The sequence below is a fragment of the Nocardia alni genome (genome assembly GCF_019038435.1).
GTDB classification, from domain to species: Bacteria; Actinomycetota; Actinomycetes; order Mycobacteriales; family Mycobacteriaceae; genus Nocardia; species Nocardia alni.
Genome location: NZ_JAGPOX010000008.1, coordinates 82,943 through 109,041, shown reverse-complemented (window position 1 = coordinate 109,041; position 26,099 = coordinate 82,943). Strand labels below are relative to the sequence as shown.

At 65.5% G+C, this 26,099-nt stretch carries 13 protein-coding genes, 1 tRNA gene and 1 pseudogene; 7 read left to right on the top strand and 8 right to left on the bottom strand.

Annotation, left to right across the window (positions count from 1 at the left end; genetic code table 11):
• Positions 1-30: 30 nt before the first annotated feature.
• On the top strand, positions 31-8,829 hold the full coding sequence (locus JZ791_RS05585) for a type I polyketide synthase (protein ID WP_216893070.1): 8,799 nt from the start codon (positions 31-33) through the stop codon (positions 8,827-8,829).
• A 184-nt stretch (positions 8,830-9,013) separates the two neighbouring features.
• Complete coding sequence (locus tag JZ791_RS44720; protein ID WP_308162788.1) at positions 9,014-9,514, top strand: tyrosine-type recombinase/integrase; 501 nt, start codon at positions 9,014-9,016, stop codon at positions 9,512-9,514.
• 82 nt (positions 9,515-9,596) lie between these two features.
• Here the strand turns inward: JZ791_RS44720 and JZ791_RS05575 are convergent, their stop codons facing one another.
• From JZ791_RS05575 to JZ791_RS05550, 6 genes are all read right to left on the bottom strand, one after another.
• A complete protein-coding gene (locus JZ791_RS05575) occupies positions 9,597-9,821 on the bottom strand; it encodes a hypothetical protein (protein ID WP_216893069.1) in 225 nt (74 codons plus the stop codon).
• Positions 9,822-10,226: 405 nt separating this feature from the next.
• Positions 10,227-10,685, bottom strand: coding sequence for a hypothetical protein (locus JZ791_RS05570; protein ID WP_216893068.1), 459 nt, complete (start codon positions 10,683-10,685; stop codon positions 10,227-10,229).
• Positions 10,686-11,568: 883 nt separating this feature from the next.
• A complete protein-coding gene (locus JZ791_RS05565; RefSeq protein WP_216893067.1) occupies positions 11,569-13,512 on the bottom strand; it encodes a UvrD-helicase domain-containing protein in 1,944 nt (647 codons plus the stop codon).
• A complete protein-coding gene (locus tag JZ791_RS05560; RefSeq protein ID WP_216893066.1) occupies positions 13,509-15,479 on the bottom strand; it encodes an ATP-dependent nuclease in 1,971 nt (656 codons plus the stop codon). The genes JZ791_RS05565 and JZ791_RS05560 overlap by 4 nt, the downstream gene beginning before the upstream one ends.
• 250 nt (positions 15,480-15,729) lie before the next feature.
• On the bottom strand, positions 15,730-16,065 hold the full coding sequence (locus JZ791_RS05555) for an integrase core domain-containing protein (RefSeq protein WP_216893065.1): 336 nt from the start codon (positions 16,063-16,065) through the stop codon (positions 15,730-15,732).
• Positions 16,066-16,249: 184 nt separating this feature from the next.
• Positions 16,250-16,326 (bottom strand) — tRNA-Pro (locus JZ791_RS05550).
• Between the two features lie 234 nt (positions 16,327-16,560).
• Here JZ791_RS05550 and JZ791_RS05545 point away from each other — a divergent pair.
• The 4 genes from JZ791_RS05545 to glsA all read left to right on the top strand — a co-directional run bounded on the left by JZ791_RS05545 (position 16,561) and on the right by glsA (position 21,081).
• A complete protein-coding gene (locus tag JZ791_RS05545) occupies positions 16,561-17,064 on the top strand; it encodes a hypothetical protein (protein ID WP_216893064.1) in 504 nt (167 codons plus the stop codon).
• A 226-nt stretch (positions 17,065-17,290) separates the two neighbouring features.
• On the top strand, positions 17,291-17,659 hold the full coding sequence (locus JZ791_RS05540; protein WP_216893062.1) for a YciI family protein: 369 nt from the start codon (positions 17,291-17,293) through the stop codon (positions 17,657-17,659).
• Entirely contained in the window at positions 17,656-18,915 is a 1,260-nt protein-coding gene (locus JZ791_RS05535; RefSeq protein WP_216893061.1) for an RNA polymerase sigma factor, read from the top strand. Before JZ791_RS05540 ends, JZ791_RS05535 begins: the two co-directional genes overlap by 4 nt.
• Positions 18,916-19,239: 324 nt before the next feature.
• On the top strand, positions 19,240-21,081 hold the full coding sequence (glsA, locus tag JZ791_RS05530) for a glutaminase A (RefSeq protein WP_438804480.1): 1,842 nt from the start codon (positions 19,240-19,242) through the stop codon (positions 21,079-21,081).
• A gap of 618 nt (positions 21,082-21,699) precedes the next feature.
• Here the strand turns inward: glsA and JZ791_RS05525 are convergent.
• Positions 21,700-22,866 (bottom strand): FAD-dependent monooxygenase, encoded by a 1,167-nt coding sequence (locus JZ791_RS05525; protein WP_216893060.1) that lies wholly within the window; start codon positions 22,864-22,866, stop codon positions 21,700-21,702.
• 176 nt (positions 22,867-23,042) lie between these two features.
• Here JZ791_RS05525 and JZ791_RS05520 point away from each other — a divergent pair, with 176 nt between their 5' ends.
• Positions 23,043-23,837, top strand: coding sequence for a helix-turn-helix transcriptional regulator (locus JZ791_RS05520; RefSeq protein ID WP_216893059.1), 795 nt, complete (start codon positions 23,043-23,045; stop codon positions 23,835-23,837).
• A 3-nt stretch (positions 23,838-23,840) separates the two neighbouring features.
• Here JZ791_RS05520 and casI read toward each other — a convergent pair.
• Positions 23,841-25,517 (bottom strand): annotated as a pseudogene (gene casI, locus JZ791_RS05515) (steroid-22-oyl-CoA synthetase).
• Positions 25,518-26,099: the final 582 nt, after the last annotated feature.

Below are 26,099 nucleotides of genomic sequence, written 5' to 3'. Positions count from 1 at the left end.
GTCCTGGGGTGCGCGCGGCTGGGGGAGTTGGTGAGCGAAGCGCCGTTGGTCGTGCCCCCGGTGGGGGCGACGGAGCTGCGGGTGGTGGCGGCGGAGCCGGATCCGGGCGGTGCACGAGTGGTATCGGTATATTCGCGTCCCGCCGACGACCATGCCGTCGCCGGCGAGCGGACCTGGATTCGTCATTCGGTCGCCACCGTGGTCATCGACGACGAAACGGTAACGGCGGACCAGGATTTGGTGACCTGGCCACCCGCCGACGCCGCCGCGGTGGACATGACGGACGCCTATGCCGGTCTGGCGGCGGCCGGCTACGAGTACGGGCCGGCCTTCCGGGGACTGACCGCACTGTGGCGGCGCGATGACGACATCTTCGCCGAGGTCACACTCCCGGAATCGGTTCGCGCGCGAGCCGGGCAGTTCGGTATCCATCCGGCCCTGCTGGATGCCGCCCTGCACACCATTGCCCTGGGCGGCGCGGCCCCGGCCGTCGAGGACGGGCAGATCGCGGTGCCCTTCTCGTGGGAGAGTGTCGTGCTGTCCGCGGCCGGAGCGACCAGCGTGCGCGTGCGCGTGCGCCGTGCGGCCGACGGGTCGCTCGCGGTGACTCTGGCCGATCCGTCGGGTGCGCCGGTCGCCGAGGTAGCCGCCGTGCGCCTGCAAGCGTTGGAGCGCTCGGCGCTGGCCGCGCCGATGCGGCGAGCGGGCGGCGCGGGGTATCGGGTGGTGGACTGGGTCGCATCGCCCACCCCGCAGGTCACCGATACCGGAAGGTGGGAGCGGGTGGACGGCGCGGAAACCGTCACCTTCGCCGACCGGACGGTGGCTGTGGTACGCCTCGAGGAGCGGCCGTCCGATCGGGACCTGCCGACGGCGACCCGGGAGATGGTCACCACACTCATGACCCGCCTGCAGCGATTGCTCGGCGAGGATCCGACGATCGTCGTGGTTACCCGGTGTGCGGTGGCGGTGGGTCTCGGTGCGGTGGTGGACCCGGCCGCGGCCGCGGCGTGGGGGATGCTGCGCAGCGCCCAGAGCGAACATCCCGGCCGGATACTCGCGGTCGACGTCGAGGATTGGTCGACCATCGCGCACGATGTCGCGGCGGCGCTGGTGACCGAGGGCGAACCGCAGCTGGCGGTGCGAGGCCCGGTCTCGTATACGCCGCGGCTGGCGCACAGCGCGGATCCGGTGGCGGGAAGCGAGCGAGTGCACACCGGTGCGGACTGGGAACTGACTACCCGCGGCGCCGGAACTGCGGCCGACGACAATTTCGTCTTCACCGAGAATCCGGCTGCGGCGGCGCCGCTGGAACCGGGACAGGTCCGGGTGAGCGTGCGGGCGGTCGGGCTGAATTTCCGCGATGTCCTCATGACCCTGAATCAGTTCTCCGACGGCCGGGCCGGTAATGCCGGTATCGGTTCGGAAAGCGCCGGTGTCGTGCTGGACGTTGCGCCCGATGTGACCGAATTCGCGCCGGGTGACCGGGTTTTCGGCTTCACCTCCGGGGTCGGCTCGGTAGTGGTGGCCGATCGGCGGCTGCTGGCCCAGATGCCCGGCGGGTGGACCTTCGCCGCAGCGGCATCGGTCCCGGCCATCTTCGGTACGGCCTACTACAGTCTGGTCGACCTGGCCGCGGCGCGCGCGGGCGAGACCGTGCTGCTGCACGCCGCGACCGGCGGGGTCGGCATGGCGACCATTCAGCTGGCCAGGCACCTGGGGCTGCGGCTGTTGGTCACCGCCAGTCGGGGAAAATGGAATATCCTGCGGGACTTGGGATTCGACGATGAGATCATTGCCGACTCCCGTGCTCCGGGCTTCGAGAGCCGATTCTCGGCGGCGACCGGCGGCGCGGGCGCGGACATCGTCCTGAACTCGTTGACCGGTGCGTTCGTGGACGCTTCACTACGGCTGCTGCCACGTGGTGGTCGCTTCATCGAACTGGGGCATACCGATGAACGCGACCCCGTCGAGGTGGCCGATCGGCATCCGGGTGTGGAGTACCACACCTTCGTCCTGCTCGATGTGCGCCCGCAGCGGCTGGGTGAAATCCTGACCACCCTCGCCGGACTCTTCGAGACCGGAGTGCTGACACCCGTTCCGATCACCGCCCACGACGTGCGCCGGGCGCCGGAGCTGTTCCGGTACTTCGGTCAGGCCCGCCATATCGGCAAGAACGTGCTCACCGTACCGCCGCCGCCGAATCCGGCGGGGACGGTACTGATCACCGGTGGAACGGGCGGTCTGGCCGCGATACTCTCCCGCCATCTCGTCACCGAATACGGTGTGCGCCACCTTGTTCTGGCCGGCCGCCGTGGCCCGGACGCTCCGGGAGCGGCGGAACTGCGCGACGCACTCGCCGAACTCGGTGCTCGGGTCGAGATCGTGGCGTGCGATGCCGCCGACCGGGACGCGCTCGACCGGGTACTCGCGGCGATTCCGGCCGAGCACCCGCTCACCGGTGTGGTGCACGCGGCCGGCCTGCTGGCCGACGGCCTGTTCATCGAGATGACTCCCGACCGGCTCGCCGCCGTGCTGCGCCCCAAGGTCGATGCCGCATGGAACCTGCACGAGGCCACCGCGGGCCTAGACCTGTCCTTCTTCGTTCTCTACTCCTCGCTCGCCGCGGTGGTCGGTGGTCCCGGCCAGGCGAATTACGCGTCGGCCAATGCCTTCCTGGACGCTGTGGCCCGGCAGCGCGATCTCATCGGTCTGCCCGCGACCTCCATGGCGTGGGGACTGTGGGAGCAGGGCACCGGGATGACCGGCGATCTGGAAGCGGCCGATCTGGCCCGGGTGCGGCGAATGGGCTTTCTCCCGGTAGGGGAATCGGACGGTATGGAGCTGTTCGACGCGGCATTCGCCGGCGGTGCTCCGGTCCCGGTCACGGTCCGGCTCGATCGCGCCGGACTCGATGCGGCGGACCCGGCGGATGTGCTCCCGATCATGCGTGGTCTGGCCCGTCCGTCGCGGCGGCGGGCCGGCGCCGCGACGGACGGATCCTCGGATCTGGCGGCGCGACTGGCGGGCCGCCCTCCCGCGGAACGAGAGGAGGCCGTCTTCTCGTTGGTTCGCGTGCACGCTGCGGCGGTCCTGGGTCATGACGATGCCGAATTCGTCTCCGTCGACAAGCCTTTCAAGGACATCGGGCTCAATTCCCTGGGTGTCATGGAATTCCGCAACCGCTTGGTGAAGGCCACCGGCCTGTCCCTGCCCACGACAGTGGTTTTCGACCATCCGACGGTGGCGGACCTGGCGGGCCATCTGCTGTCGCTGACCGCACCGGCCGCATCGCAGGAGGTGACTGCGCGCCCGGCCCGGCGCTCGCCGCTCGCGGTAGCCGACGATCCGATCGTCATCGTGGGTATGAGCTGCCGATACCCCGGTGGTATCGAATCGCCGGACGATCTGTGGCGGGCTCTCGCCGAGGGCGCCGATATGACCGGTGAATTCCCGGCGGACCGCGGGTGGGACCTGGAGCGGCTGTTCGATCCCGATCCCGACACCCCGGGCACGCTCTATGCCCGGCGCGCCGGATTCCTGAGCAACCCCGGCGATTTCGACGCGCCGTTCTTCGGCATAGGCCCGATGGAGGCGATGTCGATGGATCCGCAGCAGCGCCTGTTCCTGGAGGCGTCCTGGGAAGCGCTGGAGAACGCCGGCATCAATCCACAGGTGTTGCGCGGCAGTGCGACCAGTGTGTTCGCCGGCGCCTGCAAGTCGGGCTACTCCGAGGGAGCGACCGGTGGGGAACTCGAGAGCTTCTGGCTCACCGGTATCTCGCCGAGCGTAATCTCCGGCCGGGTCGCCTACACCCTCGGCCTGGAGGGTCCGGCGGTGACGGTGGACACCGCCTGCTCGTCCTCGCTGGTCGCACTGCATCAGGCCTGCCGGGCGCTGCGTGACGGGGAGACCTCGCTGGCATTGGCCGGCGGGGTCACCGTCGCGGCGAGCCCCTATCTGCAGCTCGGTCTCGCTCGCCAGCGCGGTCTGGCGCCCGACGGCCGCTGCAAGCCCTTCGCCGCCGGAGCCGACGGAGCCAGCTTCTCCGAAGGCGTCGGTGTCGTTGTGCTGGAACGACTTTCCGACGCCCGGCGCCTCGGTCACGAGGTGCTGGCCATAGTCCGCGGCAGCGCGATCAACCAGGACGGCGCGAGCAACGGCCTGAGCGCGCCCAACGGCCTCGCCCAGGAGCGGGTCATCGCCGCCGCGCTGGCCGACGCCGGTGTGGCGCCGCAGGATGTGGATGCGGTGGAGGCCCACGGCACCGGCACCACCCTGGGTGATCCGATCGAGGCGAACGCGTTGATCGCCGCCTACGGGCGCGACCGGGACGGCGAACCGTTGGGGATCGGATCGTTGAAATCCAATATCGGCCATACGGTCGCCGCGGCCGGTGTCGGTGGCCTGATCAAGATGGTTCAGGCGCTTCGTCACGAGATGCTGCCCAGGACGCTGCACGCCGACGAGCTGAGCCCGCATGTGGACTGGTCGTTGGGCACGGTGCGGGTGCTGAGCACGGCCCAGGCATGGCCGGCCACCGGTCGCAGGGTCCGCCGGGCAGGGGTGTCCGCGTTCGGGATCAGCGGGACCAACGCGCACGTGATCATCGAGGAGGCTCCCGCGATCGCGGCGTCGTCGCGGCCGGTGGGCAACCGTGCCACCGCGGCCGAGGCGGTTACCGGGCATGGGGTGGTTCCGGTGGTGGTGTCCGCGAAGTCGCCGTCGGCGCTGCGCGATCAGGCCGGCCGGCTCCGGGAGTGGCTGATCGCGCATCCCGCCACCGACCTGCGGGCGGTGGCGCGCACGTTGCTGGATTCACGGGCGCTGCTGGATCGGTCGGGGGTGGTGACGGGCCGTGATCACCAGGAGGTGATCGCCGGTTTGGCGGCGTTGGAATCGGGATCGCCTGCGCCGAATGTGGTTTCGGTCGAACCGGTGCATGGGAAGACGGCGTTCCTGTTCACCGGCCAGGGACCGCAGCGTGCGCGCATGGGCTGTGAGCTGTACGAGGCGTTCCCCGTTTTCGCCGCGGCAATGGACGAGATCAGTGCTGAGCTGGATCGCCAGATCGGCAGCCGTCGAGGCGCGCCGTCCCTGAAAGAGGTGATGTTCGCGGCGGATTCGGCGGGTGTGCTGGACCGCACCGAATGGACCCAGCCGGCCCTGTTCGCCTTCGAGGTGGCGATGTTCCGGTTGTGGGAATCGTTGGGCGTCACCGCGGACCTGCTGATCGGGCATTCGATGGGGGAGCTGGCCGCGGCCTATGCGGCCGGGGTGTGGTCGCTGGCCGACGCGTGCGCGCTGGTGCTGGCTCGTGGGCGGCTGATGGGCGCGCTGCCGGCCGGCGGGGCGATGCTGGTGGCGGCGATCGCGGAGCCGCGGGCGATCGAACTGATCGGCGCCTTCGGTGACGGGGTGTGCGTCGCGGCGCTGAACGGTCCCGCCTCGACGGTGCTGTCCGGGGATGTCGAGGGTATCGGCGCGATCGAACGTCACCTGGGCGAGGCCGGAGTGCAGACCACTCGCGTGCGGGTCAACCTCGCGTCCCACTCGGCGCTCATGGACCCGATTCTGGACGAGTTCCGTTCGGTGGCAAGAACATTGACGTATCATGAGCCTTTGCTGCCGATCGTCTCCACGGTGACCGGCGGATGGGCCCGGGACGAGTTGACCGATCCCGAGTACTGGGTGCGCGAGCTGCGTTCGGCGGTGCGATTCGCGCCCGCGGTGGCGACCGCGATCGATTCCGGTGCGCGTCGATTCATCGAAGTGTGTCCCGATGAGGTGCTCACGGTGATGATCCGCGGCCTCCTGGAGGAGCGGCCGGAGATCGAGCGCGCAGCGCTGGTGGTGGCTTCGTCCACCCGGCGTTCGGCCGATGAGGTGACCCCGTTCATCTCGGCGCTGGGGCAGGCATACGCGTCGGGTCTGCCGGTGCACTGGGACGCGCTGCTCGCGGACCGCCATGCGGAACGGATTTCGTTGCCCACGTACGCTTTCCAGCACAAGCGGTATTGGCTGCAGGCGGCGGCTCCCGGTGCGAGTGACTCGTCCGGTCACCCGCTGCTGACGGCTTCGGTGCCGCTCGCCGGTACCCAGGGGTGGCTGTTCACCGGCCGTATCGCGGTGCGCACCCACCCGTGGCTGGCCGATCATGCGGTCGCCGGTTCGATCCTGTTCCCCGGCGCCGGATTCGCCGAACTGGCCCTGGCCGCGGGGGATCGGCTCGGGATCGACGTCATCGAAGAATTGATCCTCGAGACTCCACTCGTCCTGCCCGAGCAGTCCGGGGTGGATCTGCAGATCAGCGTCGCGGCGCCGGACGACTCGGGCCGCCGCGGGTTCACCATCTATTCTCGGGCGGCGGGTGCGGCGACCTCGGATGCGCAGATCCGGTGGACGACGCATGCCACCGGCATCTTCACGACCGCCGCGACACCGGCGGCGGCCTGGGACGAACCGGTCTGGCCGCCCGCTGACGCGCGGCCCGTGGATGCCGGGTCCCTGTACGAGCGCCTGTCGCTTCAGGGCTTCGGCTACGGTCCGGCCTTCCAGGGCGTGCGGGCCCTGTGGACCCGGGGTGAGCAAGCGTTCGCCGAGGTCCGCCTCGACGAGACCGTCGGTGACGCATCGGAGTTCGGCATTCATCCGGCTCTCCTGGATGCCTGCCTGCACGCCGGCGCCGATGTCCTGCCCGAGGATCTGGCGCCGGGGCAGGTGCCGCTGCCGTTCTCGTTCGCGGGAGTCCGGCTCCGGCGTCGCGGCGCGTCGGCGGGCCGCACGCGAGCGCGGCGGCAGGGCAGTGGCCGGGTGGGTATCGAACTCGTGGACTCCGCGGGCGGACCGGTGCTGAGCATCGACACGGTCACGTTCCGGAGCATGGACCCGGCGCGGCTGCGCGCGGCCGGTGACCATACGCCGCTGGTGCTCCGGTGGCAGCCCAGTGATGATGTTGAATCGTCCACTGCGGCAGTGATATTCGCCTCTCTGGGCACGGCTCGAATTCCCGGTGTCGACCGGCGCCACGCCACCGTCGGTGAACTCACCACCGCCGAGACGATGCCCGATGTGATCGTGTGGTCCGTCGACACGGAGACTGTCACGGCTCGGGATGCGGTCCACACCGCGTGGGACACACTCCGGTCGTGGCTGGCGGCGCAGCGTGCGGCCGATACCCGCTTGGTGATAGCCACCCGGCGGGCGGTCGGCCGAGCCGATGAACCCGTGGATGCGGCCGCCGCGGCGGTCATGGGCCTGGCTCGCAGCGCCCACGCGGAATTCCCGAATCGGATCGTCCTGATCGACCATGACGGCGAACTCTCCGCTGATCTCGTGCGCGACCTGCTTGCTTCGAATCAGCCGCAGACCATGGTGCGCGATTCCCGCGTATTCGTGCCGCGCCTGATCCCGGGAAGCCCGGCTCCGGTGTCTATTTCCGGTGCTTCCGAGGGCCTACGTGGTGATGCTTCGCTGCCGCCTGCGGCCCGCCGGTGCGCACCGGTGTCCACCGCACCGACCGGGCCGTTCGGGGACGGCGCCGTTCTGATCACCGGTGGAACCACCGGCATCGGCGCTCTCATCGCCCGTCATCTGGCCCGTGTCCACCAGGTCCGCCACCTCGTACTGGCCTCTCGGCGTGGGGCGGCCACCGACGGGGCCGAGGCCCTGGCGGCCGAATTGGCCGAACTGGGCGCTGCGCCTCGCATCGTCGCCTGTGACGTCGCGGACCGGGAGTCGGTGGCCGCCCTGCTCGCTGAGATAGCGGATGATCACCCGCTCACCGCGGTGATTCACTCTGCCGGCATCATCGACGACGGCACCATCGAGTCGCTGACCGCGGACCGTATCGACCGCGTTCTCGCGCCCAAGGTGGCCGGTGCCCAGAACCTGCACGACCTCACCATGGACCTCGAGCTCTCGGCGTTCATCCTGTTCTCCTCGGTCGCGGCGACCATCGGTTCGCCGGGACAGGGCAACTACTCGGCGGCGAACTCCTTCATGGACGCGCTGGCCCGGAACCGCCGGGCTCGCGGGCTCGCGGCGTTGTCGCTGGTCTGGGGCGTGTGGAACCAGGACATCGGGATAACCGGCGGTCTGGACCACACCGCGATCGCGCGCATGGAGCGAACGGGTATACGGATACTCGGCGAGGACGCCGGGCTGGCGCTGTTCGACGCGGCCCTCGGCATGGACGAGCCGGTGGTCATCGGAGCCGAGTTCGACGCCGCGACGCTGGCCGGCCAGGCCGCTGCCGGGATTCTCCCCGACCTGCTCACCTCCCTGGTACCGGCCCGAACCCGGCGCGCGAGCACACCGACCGCCGGCACCGGTGGCGATCTGCTGAGCGCGCTCGCCGCCGCGCCCGAGGACAAACGGGAGTCGCTGGCACTGGAGGCGGCCCGCGAACATCTGGCGGTGGTCCTGGGCCGTTCCTCGGCGCACGATGTCGATCCGGACACCGCGCTCAGTGAGCTGGGGCTCGATTCGCTCGGCGCCATCGAACTCCGGAATCGTCTGGCCACGGCCACGGGTATGCGATTGCCCGCGACGCTGGTCTTCGACCATCCGACACCGGCCGCCGTGGCCGGGTTCCTGCTCTCGCAGGTCCCGGCCGCTCCGGTCGATTCGGTGGTCGACCGGCACTTGGCCACGCTCCGCGAACTGCTGGCGAGCCCCTCTTCGAACACCGAACGGGATCGCCTCACCGAAGGGCTGCGGGAACTCCTGGCGCAGGCGCGGGTGGAATCGGCCGTCCGGACCGAAGTGGAGCAGGCCAGTATCGAGGATCTCTTCGAACTCATCGACCAGCATCACGATGCCGGATAGCTGGTTGACCAGGGGCTCGCCCGCGTCGTCGTAGCCGATGCGGGACTCGGCGGGCAACGTGGCCCAAGCCCCAGCGAACACCATCGAAACGGCGGCTACGCCGTCGGGCGTGTCGTCCGGGCGGCGTGTACGGCGGTCCGCATCGGGAGTCGGGGTGCCGGGTCGGTGACATCGATGCCGCGGAGTGGGTCTGGCGGCTGCGTCGGCAAACGTTTCCCGGAAGATTCCGATCATCGAAGACCTGAGACCGTCGGTACTCGAGCGGATTCAGGCCGCCAATGGTCGACCGGGGGCGCGTTTGTTCGTCGGTCCGCGCGGGGGCCGGATCCAAACCGGTGTCCTGCGCATGGCAACGTACTGGCACGAGGTCGTGGCGAAACTCGGCTACGAGCATCTGCGGCGTCATGATCTGGGGCACACCGGACTCACCTGGTTCGCCGATGCCGGCGTCCCGCTGCACCGCCTGCATCAGATCGCCGGACACACCGATCCCTGGATCACGCAGCGGTACCTGCATCCGGATATCGAGGCGCTCCAGAACGACGGCAACCTGCTCACGGTCCATCTGCGAGCGCCGCAGCGGTCCCCAAATGGTCCCCAACTGCGAGTCGTGGAAAATGAGAAACCCTCTCCGGGGCAGATCGGAGAGGGTTTTTGCTGTCGAGTCGGGGGTGACAGGATTTGAACCTGCGACCCTCCGCTCCCAAATCGGGCTGATTTCCCCATTCGAAAGACGGTTTACACATCGGTCGTGTCCCTCGTCGGGGTCACTGCATGTAGATCACACGCGGCAGGCGTGCCGCATCGCCGTGCCCGGCCAACTCGCTCAGGCGCTTGGCAATCTCGCGGTCGCGGCCTTCCACCGCGTGCAGGTACCACGATGCGGCGGCTCTGGGCCGGACACGGGTCGACAACCTCAGCCGCCCGAAGCTCGTCGACGTGGTGCTCCGGCAGGCCATCGGCACCCGGAACAAGTACGCCGGGCTGCGCAAGTGGTGAACCGACCGGGGGGTGATGCTCGTGCGTCACACCCCCGAGGCCTTACTCAGTTCCCTTCGGGTGTCCGGTACCCGCAAACGTGAGCCACACGGTGCGGCTTTCCGAATCCGGGCAGTACCAGATGCGCCCTCCACCCGTAACTTCGTACTGCCACTGATCGAGCTTTTTGCCGTTGATCTCTCGGGCACTGAATTCAGCCCTTAGTCGGTGCTGCCGCGACCGATTTTCAGGCGCGGTGGGACGTTCCGTTAAAACGATCCAGGCTTCCCATGTACTGGACTGCGCCACGCGACAAAGGTCTTCCCACCCCTTGGCAGCCTCTGACGTGGCGAATCGCGCTCCCCAGTTCCCCGGCTGCTGCGGTGGGGCAACCCGATCGTTGCGTCTAGCTGGCATGCTCAGCTCTCCATGGGCGCGGGAACAGGCCCAAAATCACCGTCAATCGGTCCGGTCAACATCTTCGCCAAAGCCGGATCTGCATAAATCGCGGCGGTACTGCGCCACTCGGTAATTGTCTGAGCCAAAACGTCCCATTGCCCAAGCTCAGCAGATGCCTGGAACGCTCGGACGAAGTCGACTACAAACTGCCGCTGTTCAGATTTAGGGAGGCACTCAACCCAAGGAAACTCATCGAGGACGCCACCAACCGCCACTTCCGGCGACAGATGAACCGCAATGTTGCGAAGGGCGCGTGCAGCAATGATGGACCCCTCAGACTGCGTCTGTGCCCTGTCTTCGCGGATCAACAGCAGGGAGGCGCCATCGCGTCTACGAACGCGCACATCGCCCTTGTCGGCCAAAGCGGCCACACCCCTGGGATCGCGCTGCAGCTCGCTCCACTGAACCTCGGTTGCCATGATCCCATTCTGAACGTATTCAGAACTCTACGCAACTGCCTACCGCGCAGGACGCTTCTCACCCACGCTGAGGGGTGTGCAAGTGCGCCCGTTCATCGTCAGGTCATCTTGACCAAAATAGTGCTCTACCTGCGGCTATGCGCGCCATTTCGCTGCGCCGAGATGGCATTTCGACGTAATGCGCGCGCCGGGCTGGCTGCGTGTCGTCAGACCACCCGCCAGATACGCCAGCGACGACAGCAGGGGGTAACGACTAGAAGGACACCCCATAAGCGCAGGCTGAAGACTTGTCCGTTGAGGGTCCAACCGTCCACTGTCCCCCATCACTGTCGGGGTAAGCGGACGGTATCTGAAACAGTGGGAACCGGACTGGCTGGCCAAGGTAGTCCATAAGATCGAGGAGGCCGCGGCAGACAGCGGCACGGTTCGACCGCGGCGGTTGGATTGACGGCTGTCACCCGCCACCATCACCGAGGTGGTTGAGGGGTATCGGGGTGGCGCATCGACGAATCTGCTGTGCGAGCAGTACGGGCTGTCCAAGGGCGGGCTCCTGAAAATCCTTCAGGAGCACCGGGTGCAGATGCGGAACCAGCCGATGACCGAGGAAGAGATCGACTGGGCGGTACGGCTTTACAGCGAGGGAAAATCGCTGAATGCTGTGGCGCGACAGCTCCGCAAGGCGAAGGGTAGCGTCTGGAAGGCGTTGAACGTACGAGATATAGTTATGCGACCATTCACTAGATAACCCATGGATCACTTTCGACTTCTGCGAGATGGGCAGCAATAAGTCGACCGGACTGTGAATGACACCAGGATTTCAGCCGTCAGTTCACAGTTTATCACGAGGATCCCAACCGCACCTGTGCGCATTATTCTGACAACTCTATTTATGGACTATTTCAGGTACGCCTGCCGCGTCCAACATCTTAAACAAGTCAGCAATCTTGCCAGTACGAGCAAGTGTGGTCGTGGTTGTGAAGATCAGCCGATGAGCGGCCCGAGATAGACCTACGAAGAATGTAGATATCGATTCGCTTCGATTGCGCTCGTGACTCCACCATTGTTGGTCATCTAATCCCAGAAAGAAGACTGTATGGTATTCGAGGCTCTTGCTACGGTGAGCCGTAAGTAGCACGACTGCTTGGGATGCTTCAAAGCGTTCGAAAACTTCAGCCCACAATCCTCCAGCCTCTGCTACGTTTGCTATGCGTGCGTTGAAGGCATCAATAACAACATCGAGCTCCTCTCCAGGTGTCACTGCCTTCACATAACGATGCAACGCTTCTCGGTCTATAAGGTCAAGTAGGTAGCAAACAGCTTCTTCTACGGAGTCTTTGGTCGGGGGATTCAGTTTAAGCCAGCTACGCAGCGAATTTGTGATCTCAGCCAACTTCTCGCCGACTTGACGGAGGGCTAGGTCGTCATCCATAGCTCCGTCAATACGGGTCAATATTGCCGAGACTTCACGCCATACTGTTGCCAGACCCCTCGGCTCGGCGGCTAGACGGAACAATCCCAAAAGCAAGCGAGTTGCGTCATGCTTCAGGAGATCCTGCAACCTCATCTTCCCAACCGCTTCATCGTCATTGCGAACGCCTATGCCGTGGAGTGCAAGACCGGCACGGAATAGCGGCTCAAATTCGGCGATCTTCTGTCGGGCGAGCAGAGCGAAGTCAGCCGGTACGCGTCCCGATGCAGCAATGTCCCGAGCTATCCAGTCGGCTATGAAAGTAGCTTCGCGGCTGGCATTCGGGAACTGCCATATCACAGCCGGATCGTGTCCGACTTCAGCGATCGCTTTCGAGATCGCGGGCAGGCTCTGCGTATCCAGTGCACTCGCCACAACGTGCTGCAGCTGGACCAGTTCGTCACTGGAGCGAAAGTTCCACGCAAGTGGGTAGGATGTGGCCGCAAATGTGGTAGTGAAACGTTCAACTGCGCGAGGTAGAGCGCCAGCCCAGCCCATAATTCGCTGCTTACTGTCGCCAACCGCTGTCACAGTGGGGCCATTGCCATTGCCAAAGACTGACTCCACAAAACTGAACTGAGCGCTTGTCGTGTCTTGGAATTCATCGATGAAAACGAAAGGATATGTGACCCTCAAGGCACGTCTGAGCTGAGGTGCGGAGCGTACGATCAATTCTGATAGCCTATTGATCATGACGAAATCGACGTACGCGCTACCCTCGCGGAGATATCTCGCGCTCCACCATGCACGAACCGCATATTCAACCGGATCCGCAGGATCTTCAGCCCAAGCCGACTTTGGTAATTCGTGCCCACCGACAATATTCGCCAGGAATTTCGCCGACTGAAGTGCGGCAATATGATAGCGCAGCGCTACTGGCGCTACAGTAGCCGTATCGTTGAGGAACCTGCTGACATCTGAGTCCGTGGCGTATCGGATCTCGTAGTCTTCCTTCTTCCGCCAATCGGCAGGGAGTGCAGGAGAAAATCGGTCTAACAACCCCTTCGTGAAAGCATCGAAGGTCATCGATACAAAGCGTTCGGCGTGGTCGGGGACTCGGGTGGTCACTCTGCGCCGGAGATTAGCGGCCGCATCCCGTTTGAATGAGATTGCCAGAATTCGATGCGGCCAGGGGCAAATTCCAGTTTGCAGCAGGTATGCAGCCCGTTGTGCCAGAAATTCAGTCTTGCCCGCGCCGGGACCAGCTACGACTGCGACGTTTCCACAGTCCCGCAAAGCATCCCAAGCCGTAGGCTCTAGATCATCAATTTCGATCGGTCGCCAATCCGCGGTCGGAACCAAGCGACTTGAGTTCGGGGCACGTAAATGCTGAGCTGGAGATACATTGACATGTGTCATATCCCGACCTCACGTCGGATGTGGTTCACAAGCGCCACCACTACCTCCGGTGCACTCTTCTGCAACTCGTCGTCGGTCAGACGACCGAGGGCCCGTAGGTGGCTACTGGGTTTGGATCGGTTGGTAAAAAGATACCGGTACCAGCGAAGTCGTTCGGCCCGCTTGGGGTGACTCCAGTAGGCTGGTTGGGTCGGTGACTTTCCTATTACGACATCGGTGGCGTCGGACTGGTGCGGACCGATCTCGTCGGCTTCAAGCTTCGTATAGGCATCGGGGTAACGCCGCAGCATGAGATAGTCGAGATCAAGGGGGGCACCAAAGAAAATGCCGAACTTGCGCAGATGCATAAGGATCTGCTGCAAGGCATCGAGTTCCAACTCGTCACCAATAGCTGCGATGTCGTCGTAGCCTTCAAGGTCGGCTAATGGATCGATACCATTTGCGATCAAACGGTTGCAAGCGTCGCGAAGCCGTGCGGGTCCAGCACCATCACGACCGTAGTCGAGGTCGAGCAGCGTCGCGTGAGGAATCTTAAGGTCGTTGAGCAGCTTCCACATGTGGTTCGTGTGTCGACCGCCGAGTGGGACTACTGCTACGAACGACGAGTCGAGCGACACCCCCAAAGCCGTAGCAACGCGGGGGATCACGATTTGCTCTGAGTCACCTTCACCGAGCACAACGAACTTGGCAAAGTACAACTCCGGATATGCGTGTACTGCCTCCCGCAAAAATTTTCCAGCCTCGGTATCGTCGGTCGGCAGAATAATCTCGTGGACGGCAGCAGTTGCGCTATCAGAGCTAAGACGGAAATGGCGCACAACTTCAGGACGGATGCGGGTAAAGACACTCGCAGAGTGGCTGGACAGAATTACCTGCGTTGCGCCCTCATCGCTCAGGTCCTGCAACTGATTTACGATGCGAGACAAGAAGAACGGAGACAGGCTGTTCTCCGGCTCCTCAACAGCTATCAGAGTAAGATTCGGAAGACGGGCAGGCTCCAGAGTGAACTCATCGTCATGATCACCATTCACTACTGCGGCTTCGACATCGAGAGTCGCTGCTGTGAGCGCGAGATACAGAAGTGATCGCTGACCATCGCTCAGCAGCCGCGCCGGTCTTGGCGAGCCCGTAGGATCGGGCTCGAAAACCAGTTCAGAGTTGCGAACCAGCTGGTTCAGTTCACCGTCAAGCAGTCGAAGTCTGGGTGATGCGCTCGTGCCTGCATCGTGCAGCTCTTTCCATCGGTTGGTTAAAGCAGTTTCGACTGCTTCGACGACCGGCTCTTTCATGAACTTGCCAGCTACTTCAGACGCGCTGCCGCTGACCAAATCGCGAAGTTCAGTGGACCATTGGGCAGCCCGCCAAAGGCGACTGCGCAAGAACGTTGTGACCTGACGGGCCCCGTCTCGCGAAGCTGGAATGTATACCATCTGAATTCGGCTTCGTTCCGCAGGAGTGAGCGGTACCCAACTATCCTCGCCATACTTCTCAGCGAAAGTGCTAACGACCCTGCGCGTGTCGGTTATCGCGCCGTCCACGGTGCCGTCGTCCACCCATTCGGCGTCCAGAACAATCCTGACCTTGAGGTCCGACTCATCTGTAGCAGCCATGCGCTGGAAAAACTCTGGAACAGCTCGGCTCGCTACTGTCAGCGCCGAGCTAGTTGATTGATCGTCATCGTTGTCCGGCTCCTCGGTATCAAGCTCAGGGAACGCAAGTACTACCTCAACCGTCAGCTGCCGCGTTGTCGGAGCTGCGACCTCACTGACCGACACGTGAAAATCATCAACTCGTACAGTTCTCTCCTGTGCCGTGATACCAAATAACCGCAGAAGTGCCTGGCAGGTGGCAGTCTTGCCGGATCCGTTGGGACCGACGAACGCGGTTAGACCATCATCGAATTGAACGGTAGTCCGACCGGGTCCGAAGCACTGGAAGTTGTCCAGCGTGACACTCTCGATGAACATGGAGACACGTCCTGTTGGTGGAAGTCAGCACTATTCGCGAGGACAAGGGTAGCGACAGCGCAGCGAACATCGAACTTGACCCAACTACAGAGATTGTTACCTGGCAGTCGGTATCTTTGACGCGACTAGCATTCGACTCGCTACCATCCACGAGATACCGCCCGGACAGCAGGTGAACCAGGGCGGACGACCTGACCGGTCCCCGATAACGTGACCACCCAGGATCAGAGTCCGGTGATTTCGTTCGGATTCAGTTTATGTCGCAACCCATCGAGTGGTGGGTGTGGGTGCAAGCCGCAGCGTACTCTGCTGGGGTCCGGTAACCCAGCGCCGAATGCCGGTGCCGCCGGTTGTGCTCGGTCTTGAAGTTGCCGATCACGACCCGGGCCTCGAGCAGACTGGTCCAGTGGTTGCGGTTCAAGCACTCCGCCCGCAGCCGCCGGTTGAACGATTCGACGAACCCGTTGTTCCAGGGCGTGCCCGGCGGAATGTAGACGATGCCGACCTTGTCAGCGCAAAACTGTTGCAGCGCATGGGAAATCATTTCCGGCCCGTTCCGCTCTTCGTCGAACTGCACGACGCCCATCGGGCATACCGTGGCCACGAGGCGATTGCCCCCGAGGGCATCGAGCTGGCGGCGGGACGAAACCGGCACTCGAACGGATCGAAGAAGCGCAAGCGCCCGGACTCATCGGAAGTAGCCGGAAACGGAGAAAGCGGCCCTACCTTTGCCAGTGCCCTTTCGGTCACTGGTTCAGGTAAAGCCGCTCTGGTCGGGCTGACAGGATTTGAACCTGCGACCACCTGACCCCCAGTCAGGTGCGCTACCAAGCTGCGCCACAGCCCGTGGCTTCCGCTTTCGCGGTGCTGGACGAGATTACCCCACGACCCCCCGGTTGGACCAAATCGGCACCATAGCCGGGGGTTCGTGTTGTGGGGTGGCTGGTGGCGGCGGCTTGTGTGGGGGATCGCCTTGTTGGTTGCGGGCGGCGCAATCACCCAGGGGTGGAAACCCTCCACCCCTGTGGGCGGCTCTGTCAGTACTGGGGTTTCTGGTGGATCACCGTGCGGAGGACGAGGTTTGAGTCAGCGCAGCAGCGTTAGTTCGAAGTCAACAGGAGCTGTACCGATGTTTGAGCTGATCCGATCGGCTGTCGTTGCCGATGCCCGTCGTCCCTTGTCGATTCCGGTGCCGTGCAGCAATGTTCGTCGCTTGGTTGTTGCCGAGGTGGACGCGCCCGATTATGACGAGCTGGATCGATGGTCCAACCGCATCGCGCGGATGTTGTTGCGGCTCGGTGGGGGGCCCGGGGTGGTTGTCGCGACGGCTGGGCTGCCGCGGCTCGAGCGGGCTGTTACTCGCTGGGCTATCGCCAAGATCGGCGCGACCGTGGTGCAGTCGACGTGTGTGGAGCCGCGTCACGGTGCCGGGGTGGGCGTTACCATCCGGGCTCGGCGTTCCGAGCTCACCGATCAGGTTCGTTGGCTGGTTCTCGATGATCGCAGCACTCTGGCCGGGTACTTGACCGGGTCGGATGCGCCGATCACCGATGATGAGCTCGGAGTGGTTCGACGGGCTGGTTGATCCGGTTCGGTTACCGGAGCCGGAATCGCTTCGGGCGCGGCGATGGACGGCATGCTTTGCCTGCGCCGATGGCCGACATGCCTCGTTCGCGGTAGGTCTCGGTACCTGCTCGTGCCGTTGCGGCGCGATCTTGCGACGGGATTCGGGGCGCGGCGCAAAATTCTGTGATCTGATCCGACTACCAGGCGAACATCCACGATCGGGAGTCTGGAAAGGACGATCCGCCATGAAGTTTCTGCTGATGCTGCACAACAACCCCGTCGCGCTCGATGCCCTGGACGACGCGGGGCGCAAGGCCCTGGAGGATGGGCACAACCAGTTCATCAAGGCCACCCAGGAATCCGGCGAGCTCGTGGTCACCCAGGCGTTGAGCGACCCGTCGACCAGTGCGGTCGTCCGGGTACGCAACGGCAGGCCTGCCGTGACCGACGGTCCCTACCTGGAGAGCAAGGAGTTTCTCGGCGGGTTCTACATGATCGATGTTCCCGACCGGGAGCGTGCGCTGGAGTTGGCCGCGCGGATACCGGACGCGAGCATCGATGGCATGGGCGTCGAGGTTCGTCAGGTGATGTTCGAAGCGGGACTGGATCTGTGAGTGAGCCGGTGGAGGATCTGCTGCGCGACCTCGCGCCGCAGGTCCTCGCCGGGCTCGTGCGCCGCTATGGGCAGTTCGATGCCTGCGAGGACGCGGTGCAGGAGGCGCTGATCACCGCCGCGGCGCAGTGGTCGCCCGCCGCACTGCCGGCCAATCCCAAGGCGTGGCTGTTCCAGGTGGCCGGGCGGCGGTTGGTGGACGAGATACGGGCGGATTCGGCTCGCCGCCGTCGGGAGGAGACCGCGGCGGCGTTGGCGGGTGTACCGCCGGAGAGTTCCTCGGCCCCTGAGACCGACGACACGCTCGACCTGCTGTTCCTGTGCTGCCACCCGGCGGTCACTCCCGCGTCGCAGGTCGCACTGACGCTCCGTGCGGTCGGCGGCCTGACCACCGAGGAGATCGCGGCCGCGTTCCTGCTTCCGGTGGCCACCATGGGACCGCGGATCAGCCGGGCCAAGGCGCAGATCAAGGCGGCAGGCGCGAGGTTCGAGACTCCCTCGGCGCAGGAGTCGATGGCACGGCTGCCCGTCGTGCTGCAGGTGCTGTACCTGATCTTCAACGAGGGCTATACCGCCACCTCGGGCGCCGACCTGCAACGACCGAGCCTCGCCGCCGAGGCGATCCGTCTGACCAGAAAAGTGAGTGACCGGTTACACAACAACGGTGAGGTGCTGGGTCTGCTGGCCCTGATGCTGTTCGCCGACGCCCGGCGCGAGGCGCGAACCGGCCCCGACGGCGCGCTGATTCCGCTGGCCGAGCAGGACCGCACCCGCTGGAACGCCGATGCCATAGTGGAGGGTGAGCGACTGATCACACACGCCATGCGGTCGACCGCCCCCGGCCCCTATCAAATCCAGGCGGCGATCGCGGCCCTGCATTGCACCGCGCCCGATATCGAACACACCGACTGGCCGCAGATCGCCGCGCTCTATTCGATCCTGCAGACCATGGACGACAACCCGGTGGTCGCCTTGAACCGCGCGGTGGCGATCGCGATGAGCACCACACCCCTGGAGGGGCTGCGGCTGCTGGACGACCTGCCGGCCGACTCGCCGATCCGGCGCACCCATCGCTTCGAAGCCGTGCGCGCGCACCTACTGGATATGTCGGGCTCACCGGAGGCCGCGGCGAGTTCCTATCGAACGGCGGCCAAGCAAACCGCCAGCCTTCCCGAGCAACGTTACTTACTGCGCAAGGCCGACAACCTCGACGTGACCGTCCTGCGCTCCCGTTGTGCACCGGGTGACGACAGCTGACCGACACCGCCCGCGGCGCTGTCCGTCAGCTATACGGAATCCGCAGAAGTTTCGACGAGTGATGTGACCGCCCTGCTCTCCGTTGCACACCGGGTGACGACAGGTGAGCTGACGCCTGCGGCGTCGGCTTGCGGGCTACACGAGAATCCGCCGAAGCTCGATGGTAACGGCCGGCGTCTGGGTGATACGAATGGCGTCAATGCGCGCCCATTGCCGCTCGCCGTACCAGCACCCAGTCTGCAGAGCATTCGGCGGCCGGACCAGGAAACACGGCTCATGGGCGAGGACAAGCCGGCAAGTATCGGGGCCGCATAGAGTGATCGTGTGGTTGCGCCCCTAGCAGCGGTTCCCCAGCCCGGCGTCGTGGCCGGGATCGTCGCCGATGTCTACGAACTCTGCGCTACGGAGCGATCCGGCGAGCTGGCCGATTACATTCCGGAACTTGCCGCGGTCCAACCAGATTCCTTCGCACTGTGTCTAGCGACAGCGGACGGCAAGATCTACGCGATCGGCGACGCCACCACCACGTTCACCATCCAGTCGATCTCCAAGCCGTTCACCTACGCCCTCGCGCTGGCCGATCGTGGCCCGGCCGCCGTCGCCGCCCGGATCGACGTGGAACCCTCCGGTGAACCGTTCAACGAGATCAGCCTGGACCCGATCACCGAACGACCGCGCAACCCGATGATCAACGCCGGCGCCATCACCGCGGCCTCACTGATCGACGGCCGCGACCCGGCCGATCGTCTCGAACGTACCCTGCGCTGCTACTCCCGCTTCGCGGGCCGGGATCTCACCATGAACGAGGCGGTCTACGCCTCCGAGGCGAGCACCGGATACCGCAACCGCGCCATCGGCTACATGCTGCGCTCGTTCGGCATCATCGACTCCGATCCGGACGAGGCCGTCGACCGCTACTTCCGTCAGTGCTCGGTCGATGTCACCTGCCGGGATCTGGCGGTGATGGCCGCCACGCTGGCCAACAACGGCATGAATCCGGTCAGCCGGGAACGCGCGCTCTCACCCGCACTGACCGAACAGGTGCTGAGCGTGATGACCACCTGCGGTATGTACAACGCCGCGGGCGACTGGGTCAGTACCGTCGGCCTGCCCGCGAAAAGCGGTGTCGGCGGCGGCATTCTGGCGGTGCTGCCGGGACAGATCGGCATCGCCGTCTACTCTCCGCGCCTGGACGCGCACGGCAACAGCGTGCGCGGCGTGGCAGCCTGCCGGGAACTGTCCAAACGGCTCGAACTGCACTTCCTGCACGTCACCAGGGCGGCGCAAGCGGCGATCCGCTCGGAGTACACGGTGGCCGAGGCGCCCTCGCGGTTGCGCCGCAACACCGACGAGATGGCGGTGCTGGCCGAGCACGGGCATCGGGCCCGAGTCTACGAACTGCACGGTGACCTGCAGTTCGCGGGCGCCGAGCGAGCCGTGCGGATCATCGAGGAGCAGGCGGGTGAGCTCGCGGCGCTGGTGATCGACCTGCATCGGGTGGGCGAGGTGAGTGCGATCGCGGTGCGCATGCTCGATGAGCTGGCTGCGGAACTGACCGTCACCGGCTGTCAGGTGGCCATCGTCGATCCGGATGCCAAGCTCGGGCACACGGTGTCGAGCCTGGATCCGTCCGATCCGCGCGGGCGGGTGTTCGTCGATCGCGACACCTCGACCGAGTGGTGCGAGAACATCGTGCTCGCCGAGTACCGTCCGTCCGACGTGCCTGTCTGCACCTCGCTGACCGTCGAGGACCATCCCGCCTTCGCGTCCCTGGATCCGAGCGAATGTTCGAGGCTGGCAAAGGAATTCGAGGTGTGCACCATTGCCAGGGGTGAGGTCGTCGCCGAACGCGGCAGCGCGCGATCCGGTCTGTATCTGATTCTCGAGGGCCGGGTGCGCATCGGTTTCGAGGCGGCGGACGGCCGCAACCATCGACTGGTGACGTTGTCCGCGGGCATGTCCTTCGGCGAGATTCCCATGCTGATCGGCGAGCCCTTCGCCAACGAGGTGCGCGCCGAGACCGGGGTGCGCGTCGCGGTGCTGAGCCCGGCCCGGTTCGACCGGCTCACCGAGCAGGCGCCGCACCTGAAACTGGCACTGCTGCAACGGCTCGCGGCCGGCGCGTACGCGCAGATGGATGCCGCCGTACGCGGTGCGGACTACTGATTCGGGCCGGTGGCGCACCCCGTGATTACCGAGATGACGGCTTGGACGGTCGTACCGTAACGGCGCGGGACCGGACTCGAGGCCCGGTCCCGCGCCCTGGGGAGCCCGGGTGGCCGCCGGGCTGGCAGGGTTACGTCAGAAGCTGCCGAAGCCGGCGCTGCCGGACCAGAAGGGCGGGTGCGGGAAACCGAAGCCGTCGCCGTGGAAACCGCCGCCGGGGAAACCGAAGCCGTGGTGAGGATGGGGGAACATGGGTTGTGCCTTTCTTTGAATTACACTGTCACCGAGGGGGATACGGTGAGCGAGCGGTTCTCCCCGACAAGAAATCCGGCCGCGATTACCAACGTAGCAACTGTGTTGTTTCGATTCACTAAGAGTTTTCTGGCATTCGCGGTGCGCGGTAGGGTGAGCTGTGTATTGGCGCAAATGTGTCAGGTCGAATGTGTTCGGAGTCACCGAGTTTCGGATTGTCGGGGAATCTTGCGGAGTTTCATCGAAATCAGATGTAACGCCGTGATTGCCTCGAGCGAACATGCCGCGAATCATTGTGAGAATTTGTTCTGATCAGTGGGATTCGGAGACGAAAGTCCTATTGCGCGCATCGCTCGGGGTGTTACGTCACAGGGTCGCCAGGGCTGTGTCGGCGATGTGTTCGGGGTCATAGGTGTTCAGTTCCAGGCTGTCGTAGGTGGCCATGATGCGTTCGGCCTGCCGGGCGGGGGACAGACCGGTCGAGCGGTACAGTTTCCCGGCCTCGCGGGCGCCCTCGCGGACCTGGCGGTTGCGCTCGATGCGGAGGCCTTCGTATCGCCGCAGCCTGGCTGGGATATCGGCGGCGCGGGCGTCGCGCAGCAGGACGGCCAGGGTGATGGCGTCCTCGACCGACTGGTTGGCGCCCTGGCCCAAATGGGGGGTCACCGCGTGCGCCGCGTCGCCCAGCAGGGTGATGCGGTCGGTGGACCAGGTCGGCATGGGGGCGCGGTCGTAGATGCCCCACCGGAATGTGTGGTCCATGGCTCCGATGATCCCGCGCACCGGGGTGTCCCAGCCGTCGTAGGCGGCGGCCAGGTCGCTGACCTGGCCGGGGGCGCTCCAGGACTCCTCGACGTCCAGGTTCGTCGGGACGAATGCGACGACGTTCAGCAGCGCCCCGTCGGATACCGGGAACACCAGGAAACTCTGTCGCGGGCCGACCCACATCGACAGGGCGCCGACGTCGTATATTCCGGCCAGGCGGTCGGCCGGGATGAGACCCCGATAGGCCATGATCCCCTCGCTGACCGGCGCTGACTTCGGGCCCACCAGTGGCTGGACGGCCGAATGGATGCCGTCGGCGCCGACCAGTGCGTCCGTCCGCGCGTGTGAGCCGTCGGCGAAGTCGATCCGCACACCGCCGGCGTCTTGGGCCGCGCCCGTGAACTCGTGCCCCAGGCGCACCGTGCCGGGTGGCAGGGCGGAGACGAGCAGGTTCTGGAATTCCGCCCGGTGCATCGGAAACGTGCGCCCCAGTGGATACACCCACCTGTAGCCGGGCAGCGGCACGCCCTGCCAGGTCTGCATGGTCGCGTCCGAGAGCTTTCCGGCGATCGCGCCCAGGGAGTCCAGCAGGCCCAGCCGCTCGTAGACGCGCGCTCCGTTCGCGCCGATGACCACGCCCGCCCCCAATTCCCGTAGCTCACGGGCCTTCTCGTAGACCGCGACGTCCACTCCCCGCTGATGCAGCGCGATGGCCGCAGTGAGCCCGCCGATTCCGGCCCCGATGATCGCGACGTTCATTTCACCCATGATCTCGGTCCTCTCATTTCCACACGCGCGCTTCGTCTTTGGCGTGTCGCTGGATTCCTTACATCTCCCAGAATCGCCCCTGCGGTCGACGCTTGCCAGGGTGCATGTCACCCAGCCTCGCCCGCCCCGGCGACCGACCCGTCGGCTGGGCGCCGGCCCGGTCCTACCATGGCGGGGTGGCTGACACCAGGTTGGGAGAGTTCCTGCGCGCCCGTCGTGAGGCCGCGACGGCCGCGCGTGACCGGCCACCGCACCAGCGCCGCCGCACTCCCGGACTGCGCCGCGAGGAGGTGGCCGCGCGGGCGGCCATCAGCACCGACTACTACACCCGGCTCGAGCAGGGCCGAGAACGACACCCGTCCCCGCAGGTGCTCGACGCGCTCGCCGCCGCGCTCGAATTGTCGACGGCCGAGACCAGTTATCTGCACGGCCTGGTCACCCCGCCCCCGAGCCTGCCCGCCGCACAGGCCGGTACGGAAGCGCTCAACGAATTCCTGGTGCTGGTCGTGCGGTCGTGGGCGTGGGGTCCGGCGTATATCGTGAATCAGCGCAGCGATGTGCTCTCCGCGAACCGGCCCGCACAAGAGATCTTCGAGCAGTTCGAATTCTCGGACAATATCCTGCGCATGTTGTTTCTGGATCCGGCCGCGCAGCGGATGTGGGCGGACTGGGCGGCGTTCGCGCGATTCCTCGTCGGCGGTATCCGCAGGATGATCGGTCCCGTCGTGGTCGACGATCCTGCCACGGCCGCGTTGATCGCGGAGATGTCCGCGCGGAGTTCCGCTTTCGCGCGGCTGTGGGACAGCCATCACATCGATGTGCGCGAACGCAAGGAAAAACAATTCCGGCACGAGGATCTCGGCGAGATCAGCATGCGTTTCGAATTGGTGGCGGCGGTCGACACCCCGAATCAATATCTCGTGCTGCACCGTACATTCGCCGAAATCGCCGGGCAACCCGGACAGGGGTGAGCGTCACAGGAACCGTTGCCGGTCGAAAGCGGCGAATTCCGCGTCCAGTTCGGTCTTCTGTGTATCGCTCATCGGCTGGTAGTCGGGTGCGGTGCGACCTGGGCACTGGTAGATCGAATCGGTGGTGTGCCAGGACTCGGCGCGGAGCTGGTTCTTGAGGATCTTGTTGGAGCCGGTGACCGGGAGGTTCGCGGAGATTCGGAGTAGTCGCGGGAAATCCTTGCGGCCGAGGTCCGGTTGCGCGCTGAGGAATTCGGCGAACGCTGGTCCGTCGAAGGCGGCGGGGTCGGCGAATTCCAGTGCGGCCATGACCCGGTCGCCCGAGCGCGGGTCGGGCACGCCGTACACCGCGGCCGCGATGACCGGCGGCTACTGGCGCAGGATCCGCTCGATGGCCAGGGCCGAGATGTTCTCGCCGTCCACTCGGATCCAATCACCTTGGCGGCCTGCGAAATACAGGAAGCCGGCGGTGTCGATGTAGCCCAGATCGCCGGTCCAGTACCAGCCGTGGCGGATGCGTTCGGCGTCGGCGGCGTCGTTCTTGTAGTAGCCCTCGAACGAGCGGGCGCCCGTCTTGTCGACCATCTCGCCGATCGCGGCGTCGGGGTTGCGGACCCGGCCGTGTTCGTCGAGTTCGGCTCGGGCGCAGTCCGTCAACGTGGCCGGGTCGACGATCGCCACGCCGGGATGAGCCGGGCGGCCCAGTGCCGTGGGCGGGGCGACCGGGTCCAGCGCGGCCAGCGCCGGGCCCTCGCTCGAACCGTAGCCCTCGAACAGGTGCGCACCGAAGCGGCGGTGGAACTCTCGCTGGTCCGCGGCCGAAGCCTCGGTGCCGAAACCACGCACCAGCTGGTTGTCCGAATCGGTCGGGGATTCGGGGGTCGCGAGCAGGTAGCCCAGCGCCTTGCTGACGTGGGTGAAGAAGGTCGCGCCGAAATACCGCACGTCCGGAAGGAATTGCGACGCCGAGAATTTCGGAGTCGAGCAGACGGTCGCACCGACCGACAATGCCGGAGCCCACAGCGCCATGATCGCGTTGCCGTGGAACAGTGGCATGCAGCAGTAGTCCACGTCGGCGCGCACATGCCCGAACTTGTCAGCCGCTGCGTAGGCGGTCCGGGCCAGCCGGGCCTGAGTGCACTTGACCGCCTTGGAGACTCCCGTGGTGCCCGAGGTGAACAGCAGTAGCATCAGCGAATCCGGACCGCCGGCGGATGTCGGCTCCGCCGTGCGATGGTGATCGAGCAGCTCGGCGTACTTCGGGTCGTCGACCAGTAGCACGCGATCCGGTTCGAGCCCGATCTCCAGCCGCGACAGCCGGGCCATGCCGGCGGTGTCGGTGACGATCAGCTGGCAGTCGACGTACCGAATGTCGGCCTCCAGCTGCGCATCTCCTCGGGTGGGGTTCAGTCCCGCCACGGTGGCACCGGCCAGCGCCGCCGCGCCGAGCCAGAAGATGAAGTCCGGCAGGTTGTCCAGCAGAATCCCGATATGGAACGGCCCGTCCCGGCGCATTTCCCGTGCCAACTCCGCCCGCGCCGCCGACTCACGCACCACCTCGTCCCAGGTCCAGTCCGCGTGATGGGTGCGCAGGCCGAGATGATCGTCACCCAGCCGATCCAGCAGCATCGTGGCGATATCGGGGCGCGTATGCGAGGGGTCGCGCTTCGATGCGGTCATGGCGGGCCACCTTCGTCGAGCCGATAACGTGTCTCACGCATTGTCACTCGCCGCCCAGGGGCGCGTTGCGAGGTACTGGCGACCGGACCGATCTCGCTGGTGATGCTGTTCGGATCGCAGTCCGAGGGAGTGCTCGAGGTCGACGGGCTTGGCGGGCCAGGGGGCCTGTCTATAGCGTGTCTCGAATTCTCGCTCGTCACCCGGGATGCAGAGGGTGGGGCTGGTGGTCGGGCGCGACCGGATCTCACCAGTGATGTGGGTTCGGATCGGATGGTGTGAGCCAGTGTGGTAAGCCGCTTCGAAAGATCCCTCGACGCCGACAGACGATGCCTGGCGGGCTGGCAGACGCCCCTCGAAGGCATATCAGGCATTCTCGCTCGCCCACGGCTTATGCGACGGGTGCTGCTGGTCGGATGTGACCGGATTGATCTGGCTGTGTTCGGACCGGACCATGTGGGGCCATACGGTAAGTCGTTCTGAGGCAGACAGGCGATGGCTGGCGGAGTCCGAGGGCATCTGTCGATGGCCGTCGTCGGAACGCTCAGGTCCGTGTCGAGTTCTCGTGTCGGCGGGCAGGGAGGC